General features: G+C 50.4%; 7 protein-coding genes, 2 tRNA genes and 4 rRNA genes. All 13 read right to left on the bottom strand.

Annotation, left to right across the window (positions count from 1 at the left end):
* Positions 1-32: 32 nt before the first annotated feature.
* The 13 genes from rpsO to tyrS all read right to left on the bottom strand — a co-directional run bounded on the left by rpsO (position 33) and on the right by tyrS (position 13,923).
* Positions 33-302 carry a 30S ribosomal protein S15 gene (gene rpsO, locus MPQ_RS00380; protein ID WP_015829110.1) on the bottom strand — a complete coding sequence of 90 codons (270 nt, stop codon included), beginning with the start codon at positions 300-302 and terminating at the stop codon, positions 33-35.
* A gap of 198 nt (positions 303-500) precedes the next feature.
* Positions 501-1,406: a tRNA pseudouridine(55) synthase TruB gene (gene truB / locus MPQ_RS00375; protein WP_013440897.1), complete on the bottom strand. Its 906-nt coding sequence runs from the start codon at positions 1,404-1,406 to the stop codon at positions 501-503.
* A gap of 27 nt (positions 1,407-1,433) precedes the next feature.
* Positions 1,434-1,805 (bottom strand): 30S ribosome-binding factor RbfA, encoded by a 372-nt coding sequence (gene rbfA, locus MPQ_RS00370; RefSeq protein ID WP_013440896.1) that lies wholly within the window; start codon positions 1,803-1,805, stop codon positions 1,434-1,436.
* A gap of 15 nt (positions 1,806-1,820) precedes the next feature.
* Complete coding sequence (gene infB / locus MPQ_RS00365) at positions 1,821-4,565, bottom strand: translation initiation factor IF-2 (protein ID WP_013440895.1); 2,745 nt, start codon at positions 4,563-4,565, stop codon at positions 1,821-1,823.
* A 90-nt stretch (positions 4,566-4,655) separates the two neighbouring features.
* Positions 4,656-6,122: a transcription termination factor NusA gene (gene nusA, locus MPQ_RS00360; protein ID WP_013440894.1), complete on the bottom strand. Its 1,467-nt coding sequence runs from the start codon at positions 6,120-6,122 to the stop codon at positions 4,656-4,658.
* 43 nt (positions 6,123-6,165) lie between these two features.
* A complete protein-coding gene (gene rimP, locus MPQ_RS00355; protein ID WP_013440893.1) occupies positions 6,166-6,603 on the bottom strand; it encodes a ribosome maturation factor RimP in 438 nt (145 codons plus the stop codon).
* Between the two features lie 166 nt (positions 6,604-6,769).
* Positions 6,770-6,883 (bottom strand): 5S ribosomal RNA (gene rrf, locus MPQ_RS00350).
* 13 nt (positions 6,884-6,896) lie between these two features.
* Positions 6,897-7,010 (bottom strand): 5S ribosomal RNA (rrf, locus tag MPQ_RS00345).
* Between the two features lie 170 nt (positions 7,011-7,180).
* Positions 7,181-10,061: ribosomal RNA gene (locus tag MPQ_RS00340) — 23S ribosomal RNA — on the bottom strand.
* A 298-nt stretch (positions 10,062-10,359) separates the two neighbouring features.
* Positions 10,360-10,435 (bottom strand) — tRNA-Ala (locus MPQ_RS00335).
* 14 nt (positions 10,436-10,449) lie between these two features.
* Positions 10,450-10,526: transfer RNA gene (locus tag MPQ_RS00330), tRNA-Ile, on the bottom strand.
* A gap of 74 nt (positions 10,527-10,600) precedes the next feature.
* Positions 10,601-12,145, bottom strand: a 16S ribosomal RNA gene (locus tag MPQ_RS00325).
* The 16S, 23S and 5S rRNA genes sit together here with 2 tRNA genes alongside, the layout of an rRNA operon.
* Before the next feature lie 569 nt (positions 12,146-12,714).
* Positions 12,715-13,923, bottom strand: a complete 1,209-nt coding sequence (tyrS, locus tag MPQ_RS00320; protein WP_013440892.1) for a tyrosine--tRNA ligase — start codon at positions 13,921-13,923, stop codon at positions 12,715-12,717.
* Positions 13,924-13,955 lie beyond the last annotated feature (32 nt).

Genomic DNA, 13,955 nt, shown 5'->3' with positions numbered 1-13,955 from the left:
TTTGCGCTGATACTTTACAAGGTGCAACGTAATTATTTACGGAGACCCAAGCGCTCAATCAGAGTGCGATAACGATCAGCATTCTTGCGCTTGAGGTAGTCCAGCAATTTGCGGCGCTGACTTACCAACTTCAGCAGACCACGACGGGAGTGGTGATCCTTGGCATTGCTTTTGAAATGCTCTGTCAAATATGTAATGCGAGCGCTAAGAAGTGCAACTTGAACTTCTGGGCTACCTGTATCATTTGGAGCTTGTTGGAAATCAGCAACAATCTTTGCTGTTTCTTGAACTGTAATTGCCATAACTTATATCCTGTGTTGTGAGATGTGTTTGCGCGTCAATGCAAATGCAGGTTACATCCAGCCCCGCTAGAGCATTCATTTACAATCAACTTTTAATTATATCTTCATTCAATCATAAACTCAAGAAAGCTTTGCCAGACTGGCTGCATTCTTGAGTGAAGAATAGTTCAGGTACGGAGGTCGCTCAACCGCGCTTTGTCAGGCAGTTTGACGCAGCAATCGCTTGGGCGCGATTGCGCCGCGTGAGGTTTGCTCCCCTATCCCCAGAAAATCACCCTGTTCATTATAGATTCTGAATACCCCTTCAATACTGAGGCCTGACTTCCACACTTCCTGGCCTCGCAGTAAATAGAAGGCGCTATCAGCATCAATCGTCACCTGCGGCAAATCCTCGATCGCAGCATCCGCACCAAGCAGAGCCTCGTCTCGCTGCTCCAGTGACATTTGTTCCAGCTGTTCGATAGTCACTGCATCATCCAGATGGAAATGTGCGGTCGTCAATCGGCGCAAACCACCAAGATGGGCACCACAGCCTAGCAACTTACCGATGTCTTCGGCCAGAGTGCGAATATATGTACCCTTGCTACAGGACACTACGATCTCAAACTGGTTACCCTCAAACCGCTCCAGCGTAATGTCATGTATGCGAACCGGCCTGGCTTCCCGCGTAATTTCTACGCCATCCCGGGCATATTCATAAAGCGCTTTACCACCATGTTTCAACGCCGAATACATGGGGGGGACCTGCAGTATATCGCCCACCATCTTTTTGAGCGCAACATCCAACTCTGCCGCGGTAGTCGTAACGGGTGACCGCTCGAGTATTTCACCTTCGGCATCACCCGTTGTGGTCGTGCTGCCCAGCGTCACCAGGGCACGGTAGCTCTTATCGGAATCCAGCAGAAAATGAGAAAACTTGGTCGCTTCACCCAAGCATATTGGTAGCAATCCGCTTGCTAATGGATCCAGGCTGCCTGTATGGCCTGCCTTGGCTGCCTGAAACAGGCGTTTGACGATTTGTAATGCCTGATTGCTGGATATCCCTAACGGCTTATCCAGCAACAGAATGCCGCTGATATCGCGTTTGATTCGTTTGAACTGCACAGTTGCAACATGACTGACGTCATTGCGTCAGGCATCACCTTTGTCAGCGTTATCTTGATCCTGCGCCAACGCATCATCGATCAGTCGCGATATTTTCATACCATTATCAATAGATGCATCGTAAACAAAATGCAATTGAGGCACTGTGCGCAATAAAAGCCGTTTAGCCAGCTGACTTCGCAAGAAGCCTGCTGTTTTCTCGAGCCCCTTCTGCAATTCTGGCGTGCCTTTTTCGGCACTGTAAAAGACCTTGGCATGCGCCAGGTCACCGCTCACCTCAACTTCAGTAACGGTGACCATGCCCACACGAGGATCTTTTACTTCAAACTGAAGCAGATCTGCCAATTCGCGCTGCATCTGCTCCGCTACGCGATCGCTACGGGAAAACTCTTTTGCCATGTTCGCCTTCTGACCTTACAACGTTCTGGCAACTTCAACAATTTCAAATACTTCCAGCGTGTCACCCACTTCAATATCATTGAAATTCTTCAGTGACAAACCGCATTCAAAATTGGATTTCACTTCCTTCACGTCATCCTTGAAGCGCTTCAGCGAATCCAGCTCGCCAGTATGAATCACCACGTTATCGCGCAGGACACGCACCTTGGATGAACGGCGGATAACACCATCGCTCACATAGCAACCCGCGACCGCACCCACCTTGGAAATACGGAACACTTCGCGAATTTCCACGGTACCGATCATGGATTCCTTCTGCTCCGGTGACAACATGCCACCCAGGGCGGCTTTCACTTCATCCACTGCTTCGTAAATGATGTTGTAGTAACGAACATCCACACCCGAAGAGTCGATCAGCTTGCGAGCACCGGCATCCGCACGGACGTTAAAGCCAATGACAACAGCCTTGGATGCTGCTGCCAGGTTGACGTCAGACTCGCTGATTGCACCCACACCGGTATGTATGATGTTGACCTTGACTTCGTTGGTAGAGAGCTTTTGCAAGGAAGTTGCCAGAGCTTCGTATGAACCCTGCACATCGGATTTGATGATCAGCGGCAGCACCTTCACTTCGCCTTCGGCCATTTGCTCGAACATATTCTCGAGCTTGGCAGCTTGCTGCTTGGCCAGCTTCACGTCGCGGAATTTACCTTGACGGAACAAGGCGATCTCACGTGCCTTGCGCTCATCATTCAGCACGATCACTTCCTCACCTGCGGATGGCACATCGGATAAACCGAGAATCTCTACCGGGATAGAAGGACCCGCTTCCTTGATGTCATTGCCCGCTTCATCCAACATGGCGCGCACGCGGCCAAACGCGGTACCTGCAAGCAACATATCGCCACGACGCAGAGTGCCGGATTGAACCAGAATGGTAGAAACCGGGCCACGGCCCTTGTCCAGGCGACCTTCAATTACCAGGCCCTTGGCAGGGGTGTTCTTTGGCGCTTTCAGCTCCAGCACTTCTGCTTGCAACAGCACGGCTTCCAACAGTTCATCGATCCCGGTGCCAGCCTTGGCTGAGACTTCAACAAACATGGTATCGCCGCCCCAGTCTTCAGGGACCACCTCGTGCGTTACCAGCTCTTGCTTGACGCGCTCTGGATTGGCATCCGGCTTATCTATTTTATTTACCGCGACCACAACCGGCACACCTGCAGCCTTAGCATGGTGAACGGCTTCAATCGTTTGTGGCATCACACCGTCATCGGCAGCGACGACCAGAATAACCACATCGGTAGCCTTGGCGCCACGAGCACGCATTGCGGTAAAGGCTTCGTGACCTGGCGTATCCAGGAAGGTCACCATGCCGCGTGGGGTTTCAACGTGGTACGCGCCAATATGCTGCGTAATGCCGCCAGCCTCACCGGAAGCCACACGGCTACGGCGAATGTAGTCCAGCAAGGATGTTTTACCGTGGTCAACGTGACCCATGACGGTAACAACGGGAGGACGGGCCTCCTGAATGGCTTCAGCATGATCGTGCTCTTCCAGGAAGGTTTCCGGATCATTTGCCGCTGCCGCTTTGGCAACGTGACCCATTTCCTCTACCAGGATAATGGCCGTTTCTTGATCCAGAACCTGATTGATGGTTACCATCATGCCCATTTTCATGAGCACCTTGATCACTTCACTGGCTTTAACCGCCATCTTGTGTGCAAGATCAGCGACTGAAATTGTTTCAGGGACGAGCACCTCATGCACAATCGGCTCAGTAGGCGCATTAAACGCGTGTTGCTGATCTTCATCCCGGTGGGATTTTGACTTGGACTTGTGAGTACGCCAGCCTTGTGTAGGCGCAGCATCGCCGCGCGTTTTAATACCGCGCTTCTTGTTTTCGGCGTCTGCCCAGTCTTTGTTATTTTTGCTGCCTTTTTTAGCGCCCTTATCATCAGCTTTGGTAGCATCCTTGACCGCTGGCTTATGCAGCGTACCTTCAACCTTGGCAGGCTTGGCGGCTTCTGCAGCGGCCGCTGCAGCTTTCTTGGCTTCTTCTTCCTGACGCTTCTGCAGGATTTCCTGCTTCTTGCGCAACTCAGCCGTTTGAATAGCAACCAGCGCGGCGTGACGACGCGCTTCTTCTTCGCGTTTGGCGATTTGCTCAGGACTCAGCACACTGATACGCCCACCAGATGCGGGAGCAGCAGCGGGTTCAGCAGTTACCTCGGCAGCCGTAACAGGCTCCGCAATAACTTCGGGCTCTTCTACGATCGCCGGTGCTTCAGCTTCAACAACCGCAATTGGCTCCGGTTCGGCAACTGGCTCTTCGCGCACAATCTCTTCAACAACCGGCTCGGCTACGGGAGTTTCAGCAACGGTTTCATATTCTTGAACTTCAAGCTCAGCCTGAGATTCAGGAATAAACTCGTTGCCCTGATCATCTTGCTCAGGCAAGGATGGATCGCGACGTACCAAGACACGTTTTTTACGCACTTCCACCTGAATGGTTCTGGCCTTGCCACTGCTGTCCGTCTTTTTGATTTCGGTATTCTGGCGGCGCGTAAGGGTAATTTTGTTTTTTGGTGCCTGGGCGCCATGCTCCTTGCGCAAAAACTCCAGCAATGAGGTTTTGTCATGCTCAGTCAAGGTGTCATCCGCCGCAGCCTTATTTACCCCAGCCCCTCTTAATTGCTCCAACAACAGCTCGGCCGGCAGCCCTAACTCACTGGCAAATTGTGCTACGCTTGTTTGTCCCATCCTGTTACTCCATCCTCATCTTACGCATACCACTGTTCATTTAATTACAAACGTTGTTGCGTCTAACTGAAATTCAATTTCATGATTTGCTTACGCAAACCATGGCGCACGTGCCGTCATGATCAACTGCTTGGCACGTTCCGCATCCATGTTGGCCATTTCCATCAATTCATCAACAGCCAGGTCTGCCAGGTCTTCCATCGTGGAAACGCCCTTGGATGCCAGCAAATGCGCTGTAGCATCATCCATGCCGTCCATTGTCAGCAAGCTTTCCGAAGCCTCTTCCAGCTTCTCTTCCTTGGCAATGGCTTCGGTTAACAAGGCTGCGCGTGCGCGCTTGCGCAATTCGTTGATTGTTTCTTCATCGAAGGCATCAATTTCGCTCATTTCAGCGATAGGCACATAGGCAATTTCTTCCAGTGTGTTGAAACCTTCTTGCACCAGGATATCGGCAACTTCTTCATCAACATCCAGCTTGTCTATAAAGAGCTGACGTGTCTTGGTATATTCTTCTTCATGTTTTTGAGCAGCTTCGGCTTCGGTCAGAATATTCAATGTCCAACCGGTCAGCTCAGAGGCAAGGCGAACATTTTGACCATTACGGCCAATCGCTTGTGCCAGCTGCTCTTCATCCACGACCACATCCATGCTGTGTGCATCTTCATCCACGACAATGCTGGAGACTTCGGCCGGCGCCATTGCGTTAATGACAAACTGCGCTGGCTCCATGGACCATAAAACAATATCTACACGTTCGCCAGCCAGCTCACCGGTGACGGCTTGTACACGTGAACCGCGCATGCCGACGCAAGTGCCGACAGGGTCCAGACGCTGATCATTCGATTTAACGGCAATTTTGGAACGCAAACCTGGGTCGCGAGAAGCAGATTTGATCTCAAGCAGACCCTCTTCAATTTCCGGCACCTCAAGCTCGAACAGTTTGATCAAGAATTCAGGGGCGATACGGGAAAGCACCAACTGCGGGCCGCGTCCGGTACGTTCGATTCGCGACAAATATGCACGCACGCGATCACCAACGCGCAAATTCTCCTTGGGGATCATTTGATCACGTGGCAGCACAGACTCAATGCGACCCACTTCAATAATCGCGTTACCCTTTTCCATGCGCTTGATGACACCTGTCACCAAATGCTCTTTACGCGCCAGAAAATCATTCAGAATCTGCTCACGCTCGGCCTCACGCACTTTTTGCAAAATAACTTGTTTTGCTGCCTGGGCACCAATGCGCCCAAACTCAACAGATTCCAGCGGCTCTTCATAATAATCGCCGAGATTCAAGCCTTCAGCACGCTCATCATCCGTATACATCTGCGCAGCAGGATTTTCCAGATCATCATCAGAAACAATCTGCCAGCGGCGGAATGAATGATAATTGCCGCTATCTCGCTCAATTTCGACACGAACATCTGCATCTTCGGTAAAGCGCTTTTTGGTTGCAGAGGCCAGCGCCAGTTCCAGCGCTGTAAAGATCACTTCCTTGGCCACATTTTTCTCGTGGGCCAGCGCATCTACCAATAATAATATTTCGCGACTCATTTCAAATCTCCGCCTAAAATCTGTATCACAACAGGTACTTAAATTATTTAAACTCAGGTGCCAGTCTAGCCTTGTCTATATTGGACAAGGCAAGGCGATGCAGCACCCCTTCCTGTTCAATCAACAGGTTATCCTGCTCAATACCTTGCAAAATCCCAATAAAATTCTTCCGGTTATCCACTGGGATACGCAATTTCACTTGCGCACGCTCACCAGTAAAGCGGATGAAATCGGCATCTTTCTTTAAGACACGATCCAAGCCAGGCGACGAAACCTCGAGCCGGTCATAGTCAATATCGTTTTCTACCGCGAGCACATTACCTAGCTGGTTACTGACGAGTACACAATCATCAATATTGATACCCTCAGGTTTATCAATAAATAATCGGATCAGCTTGCCCCGGTTAGAAATCTCGACATCCACCAACTCATAACCAAGCTGGCTGACAGATTTTTCCAATAATGAATACAAATCCTGCATTCGAGATGCCTTTTATCCTCTACAGAAACAAAAAATGGGCTTACGCCCATCAAAAATACATTATATCAATCAATTCAATGAATTGATAATACAAGATAGCACAAATAGAAAAGCCCTCTAATGAGGGCTTTTCTAAAAACTTACCAAAGGCAAGTATATATAAGAAGCTTGGCGGTGACCTACTTTCGCATACGAGAAGTATACTATCATTGGCGCAGAATCGTTTCACGGCCCTGTTCGAGATGGGAAGGGGTGGTTCCAATTCGCTATGGCCGCCAAGCATAACCGGAGAAGCTTGGCGGTGACCTACTTTCGCATACGAGAAGTATACTATCATTGGCGCAGAATCGTTTCACGGCCCTGTTCGAGATGGGAAGGGGTGGTTCCAATTCGCTATGGCCGCCAAGCATAACCGGTAGTGCTTGAGATGATGCATTCAAGCCCTGTTAAGCTTTGCATGTTCGTTCGAACACGCTGACCTTGTCCTTGCAGACAAGCGTCTTTAAAAAACAGAAGAAGTAAAGTATGCGTATTGATTGCGCTTTAGAGCAACCTTGAACTCAAGTTTCAAGGTTATAGGATCAAGCCTCACGAGCAATTAGTAACGGTCAGCTTAATGCATTACTGCACTTCCACATCCGTCCTATCAACGTCCTGGTCTCGAACGACTCTTTAGTGTGCTTAAAGCACAGGGAAGTCTCATCTTGAGGCAAGTTTCACGCTTAGATGCTTTCAGCGTTTATCTCTTCCGGATTTAGCTACCCGGCTATGCCATTGGCATGACAACCGGTCCACCAGAGATCCGTCCACTCCGGTCCTCTCGTACTAGGAGCAGCCCCCCTCAAACTTCCAACGCCCACGGCAGATAGGGACCAAACTGTCTCACGACGTTTTAAACCCAGCTCACGTACCACTTTAAATGGCGAACAGCCATACCCTTGGGACCGGCTACAGCCCCAGGATGTGATGAGCCGACATCGAGGTGCCAAACTCCCCCGTCGATATGAACTCTTGGGAGGAATCAGCCTGTTATCCCCAGAGTACCTTTTATCCGTTGAGCGATGGCCCTTCCATACAGAACCACCGGATCACTATGACCTGCTTTCGCACCTGCTCGACCTGTCCGTCTCGCAGTCAAGCAACCTTATGCCATTGCACTATCAGTACGATTTCCGACCGTACCTAGGTTACCTTCGCACTCCTCCGTTACTCTTTGGGAGGAGACCGCCCCAGTCAAACTGCCCACCATACACGGTCCCCGATCCAGATAATGGACCTAGGTTAGAACCTCAACAACATCAGGGTGGTATTTCAAGGTTGACTCCACAAGAACTGGCGTCCCTGCTTCAAAGTCTCCCACCTATCCTACACAAATCTTGTCAAAGTCCAATGTAAAGCTACAGTAAAGGTTCATGGGGTCTTTCCGTCTAGCCGCGGGTAGATTGCATCTTCACAAACATTTCAACTTCGCTGAGTCCCGAGAGGAGACAGTGTGGCCATCGTTACGCCATTCGTGCGGGTCGGAACTTACCCGACAAGGAATTTCGCTACCTTAGGACCGTTATAGTTACGGCCGCCGTTTACCGGGGCTTCAATCAAGAGCTTGCACCCCATCATTTAACCTTCCGGCACCGGGCAGGCGTCACACCGTATACGTCCACTTTCGTGTTTGCACAGTGCTGTGTTTTTATTAAACAGTCGCAGCCACCTTTTCACTGCAACCCCATCGGCCTTCGAGAGTAAATCTCTACAACCTACCGGGGCGCACCTTCTCCCGAAGTTACGGTGCTAATTTGCCGAGTTCCTTCTCCCGGGTTCTCTCAAGCGCCTTAGAATTCTCATCCTGCCCACCTGTGTCGGTTTGCGGTACGGTCTCAATATAACTGAAGCTTAGTGGCTTTTCTTGGAAGCTTGGTATCAATCACTTCGTGCACAAGTGCACTCGTCGTCACGCCTCAGAATTGACCCTCCGGATTTGCCTAAAGGATCTCCCTACACGCTTAAACCACCTATTCCAACAGATGGCTGACCTAACCTTCTCCGTCCCCACATCGCATTACATTGAGGTACAGGAATATTAACCTGTTTCCCATCAGCTACGCATCTCTGCCTCACCTTAGGGGCCGACTCACCCTGCGCCGATGAACGTTGCGCAGGAAACCTTGGGCTTTCGGCGAGGGAGCTTTTCACTCCCTTTATCGCTACTCATGTCAGCATTCGCACTTCTGATACCTCCAGCATTCCTCACAGAACACCTTCGCAGGCCTACAGAACGCTCTCCTACCATGCATATAAATATGCATCCGCAGCTTCGGTTACGTGCTTAGCCCCGTTACATCTTCCGCGCGGGACGACTCGACCAGTGAGCTATTACGCTTTCTTTAAAGGATGGCTGCTTCTAAGCCAACCTCCTGGCTGTCTGTGCCTTCCCACTTCGTTTTCCACTTAGCACGTCATTAGGGACCTTAGCTGGCGGTCTGGGTTGTTTCCCTCTTGACCACGGACGTTAGCACCCATGGTCTGTCTCCCGTGATTGCACTTCTCGGTATTCGGAGTTTGCAATGGTTTGGTAAGCTCTTATGAGCCCCCTAGCCATAACAGTGCTCTACCCCCAAGAGTGAGACACGAGGCACTACCTAAATAGTTTTCGGAGAGAACCAGCTATTTCCAAGTTTGTTTAGCCTTTCACCCCTATCCACAGCTCATCCCCTAATTTTTCAACATTAGTGGGTTCGGACCTCCAGTACCTGTTACGGCACCTTCATCCTGGCCATGGATAGATCACTTGGTTTCGGGTCTACACCCAGCAACTATCGCCCTATTCGGACTCGCTTTCGCTACGCCTCCCCTATCGGTTAAGCTTGCTACTGAATGTAAGTCGCTGACCCATTATACAAAAGGTACGCAGTCACCCCTTACGAGGCTCCCACTGTTTGTATGCATGCGGTTTCAGGTTCTATTTCACTCCCCTCCCGGGGTTCTTTTCGCCTTTCCCTCACGGTACTGGTTCACTATCGGTCGATTACGAGTATTTAGCCTTGGAGGATGGTCCCCCCATGTTCAGACAGGATTTCACGTGTCCCGCCCTACTTGTCGTTATCCTAGTTCCACAAACGGGATTTCGTATACGGGGCTATCACCCGCTATGGCCGGACTTTCCATTCCGTTCTACTATCGCGTCTGCTAAAAATAACAGGCTTTTCCGGGTTCGCTCGCCACTACTTCCGGAATCTCGGTTGATTTCTTTTCCTCGAGCTACTTAGATGTTTCAGTTCACTCGGTTCGCTTCGCTTCTCCTATATATTCAGAGAGCGATACCCTTGCGGGTGGGTTTCCCCATTCGGACATTCCCGGATCAAAGCTTATTTGCCAGCTCCCCGAGACTTTTCGCAGGCTACCACGTCCTTCATCGCCTGTAATCGCCAAGGCATCCACCACATGCACTTATTCGCTTGACCCTATAACGTTAAAACCTGAGCCCTTTTAAACTCAAATCTCGCGACCAACGAGTAGTAGTCGGTCCGCTATAGGCTTGCTTCTAAAGCAACTTATTTGAATCCGCTTATTTCTTTCGAACTAAACGAGCTCAAATGTTTTGATTTCTGCAATCAATTACCCATTTGAACACTCAGAACCTCATCACAAAGTTCTTGTGTTCTCTTTACTTCTTCCATTTTGTTAAAGATCAATCCGGCTTTAAAAGCCAGAAATAAATACAGCAACCTGCACTTATTTCTAACTTCTTCATCAAGGTAGTGGTGGAGGATGACGGGATCGAACCGACGACCCCCTGCTTGCAAAGCAGGTGCTCTCCCAGCTGAGCTAATCCCCCTACTCGGGTGAATCTGGTGGGTCTGGTTGGGCTCGAACCAACGACCCCCGCCTTATCAAGACGGTGCTCTAACCAGCTGAGCTACAGACCCTTCTAAGGCCATTCCTTGATGTGCTCTTGAACAACCGATAAGTGTGAATGCTTGCAGCTTCGGATTTTCTCTAGAAAGGAGGTGATCCAGCCGCACCTTCCGATACGGCTACCTTGTTACGACTTCACCCCAGTCATGAATCCTACCGTGGTAATCGTCCCCCTTGCGGTTAGACTAACTACTTCTGGTAGAACCCACTCCCATGGTGTGACGGGCGGTGTGTACAAGGCCCGGGAACGTATTCACCGCGACATGCTGATCCGCGATTACTAGCGATTCCGACTTCATGCAGTCGAGTTGCAGACTGCAATCCGGACTACGATCGGCTTTCTGGGATTGGCTCCCCCTCGCGGGTTGGCAACCCTCTGTACCGACCATTGTATTACGTGTGAAGCCCTGGCCATAAGGGCCATGAGGACTTGACGTCATCCCCACCTTCCTCCGGTTTGTCACCGGCAGTCCCAATAAAGTGCCCAACTAAATGATGGCAATTATTGGCAAGGGTTGCGCTCGTTGCGGGACTTAACCCAACATCTCACGACACGAGCTGACGACAGCCATGCAGCACCTGTGTCTACTTTCCCTTTCGGGCACCTAATGCATCTCTGCTTCGTTAGTAGCATGTCAAGGCCAGGTAAGGTTTTTCGCGTTGCATCGAATTAATCCACATAATCCACCGCTTGTGCGGGCCCCCGTCAATTCCTTTGAGTTTTAATCTTGCGACCGTACTCCCCAGGCGGTCTACTTCACGCGTTAGCTGCGTTACTAATGGATTTTACTCCACCAACAACTAGTAGACATCGTTTAGGGCGTGGACTACCAGGGTATCTAATCCTGTTTGCTCCCCACGCTTTCGAGCATGAGCGTCAGTATTAGGCCAGGGGGCTGCCTTCGCCATTGGTATTCCTCCACATCTCTACGCATTTCACTGCTACACGTGGAATTCTACCCCCCTCTCCCATACTCTAGCCTTGCAGTTTCAAACGCAGTTCCCAGGTTGAGCCCGGGGCTTTCACATCTGACTTACAAAACCGCCTGCGCTCGCTTTACGCCCAGTAATTCCGATTAACGCTCGCACCCTACGTATTACCGCGGCTGCTGGCACGTAGTTAGCCGGTGCTTCTTATCAAGGTACCGTCATCCTCACCCGGTATTAGCGAGTAAGTTTTCTTTCCTTGCGAAAGAGCTTTACAACCCGAAGGCCTTCTTCACTCACGCGGCATGGCTGGATCAGGCTTGCGCCCATTGTCCAAAATTCCCCACTGCTGCCTCCCGTAGGAGTCTGGACCGTGTCTCAGTTCCAGTGTGGCTGGTCGTCCTCTCAGACCAGCTACTGATCGTCGCCTTGGTGGGCCTTTACCCCACCAACTAGCTAATCAGATATCGGCCGCTCGTTCTGCGTAAGGTCCGAAGATCCCCTACTTTCCCCCTCAGGGCGTATGCGGTATTAGCTAATCTTTCGACTAGTTATCCCCCACAATACGGTACGTTCCGATATATTACTCACCCGTTCGCCACTCGTCAGCAGAGAAGCAAGCTTCTCTCTGTTACCGTTCGACTTGCATGTGTAAAGCATGCCGCCAGCGTTCAATCTGAGCCAGGATCAAACTCTTCAGTTTAATTCCCAACTATTACTTGTGACCCCAATAAAGGGGTCGGTATGTCGCTTGGCTTAATTCTCAAATGAATCTGGGTATTTCTACAAAGTTTCATTCAAGGTGTTAAGCACTTATGTATCTTGAGTGTCACCCGGCATTACCGGGCCGACTTCACAAAACCACAAGCACTCACACCTATCGATTGTTCAGTTTGTTAAAGAGCAGGTACTTCTTACTTCGCCTTCACTCATCAACGCTTCCGTTGAGAGGTGCGCATTATGCAGACCGTTTTAATTCAGTCAAGAGAAATTTTGCTGCTAACTTCTCTGCACACCGCGTTGTTACTAGCGAGCCGCGCATTATACAGACCGTTTTTACTTGGTCAAGCGAAACATAAAAGCTTTTGTTTCGCCCTGTTTTGCACTGCCGCTTTCTCAAGCGAGCTGCGCATTTTACAGACCAAATTTATTTGGTCAAGGGAAATTTTCTACTGCTTGATTTCCTGCCCGACGTCGCCGTTGAAGCGAGCCGCGCATTCTACGGATTGGCCGAATGACGTCAATACCCAATCCGCGATTATTACAAATTATTTACAATTGACCGCGATTGATTGTAATGCGGGCAAATTTGCGCTTACCAACCTGCGCCACTACTGTTACGCCAGCCCCCAGTTGCAGAGCCTTATCTTCAACCTTCTCACTATCCAGCTTAACGCCGCCTTGCTCTATCATGCGCAATGCCTCGGAGGTGCTTGCGACCAGCCCGGCCTGCTTCAGCAAGGCGGCAATACCTATCCGATCCTGCGCCAAGGCGATACTTACCTCAGGCACATCGTCCGGTATTCCACCTTTGGAGCGCAGGGAGAAATCTGCCAGCGCCTGCTCTGCGGCTTCGGCAGAATGGAAACGGGTGACCAGTTCCTGGGCAAACCTTACTTTTATATTGCGAGGATTTTCACCCGCCTCTACCGATTGCTTCCAGGATGCAATGGTTTCCATGGACTCAAACGACAGCAGCTCTATATAACGCCACATCAAGGTATCGGATATGGACATCAATTTACTGAAGATGTCGTTTGCTGGTTCCGCTATACCTATATAGTTACCGAGCGACTTGGACATCTTATTCACGCCATCAAGCCCCTCCAGCAAGGGCATGGTCAACACGCATTGCGGCGATTGGCCATAATGCTTTTGCAATTCACGCCCCATTAACAGGTTGAATTTCTGATCCGTACCGCCGAGCTCCAGATCCGCCTTCAGCTCCACGGAGTCATATCCCTGCAATAAAGGATAGAGGAATTCATGAATAGCGATGGGCTGATTATTCTTATATCGCTTGCTGAAATCATCGCGCTCCAGCATGCGGGCGACAGTATGTGTCGCCGCCAGCTTTAACATGCCGGCAGCCCCTAGCTGACTGATCCAGGCAGAGTTAAAAACTACTTCCGTTTGCTCAGGCTTTAATATCTTGAAAACCTGGGCTTCATACGATTTGGCATTTTCCTGAACCTGCTCAGCCGTCAGCGGTGGCCGAGTAGCACTCTTGCCGGTTGGGTCGCCGATCATTCCGGTGAAATCGCCTATCAAAAAGAGCACGTGATGCCCAAGCTCTTGCAACTGACGCAATTTGTTGAGCAATACAGTATGCCCCAGATGCAAATCAGGCGCGGTGGGATCAAAACCGGCCTTGACGCGCAAAGGTCGGCCCAGCTTGAGCTTTTCTACCAGCTCTTGCTCAATCAGCAGTTCATCACATCCGCGCTTGATCAGCGCCAAATCTTCATTTAAAGCACGCATTCTTTGTTATCTTTCATGCCTCTGGCATTTTG

Source organism: Methylovorus sp. MP688, from assembly GCF_000183115.1.
In the GTDB taxonomy this organism is placed as follows: Bacteria; Pseudomonadota; Gammaproteobacteria; order Burkholderiales; family Methylophilaceae; genus Methylovorus; species Methylovorus glucosotrophus.
Note: the sequence above shows the minus strand (reverse complement) of the source record. Positions and strands in the feature narration are given on the sequence as shown.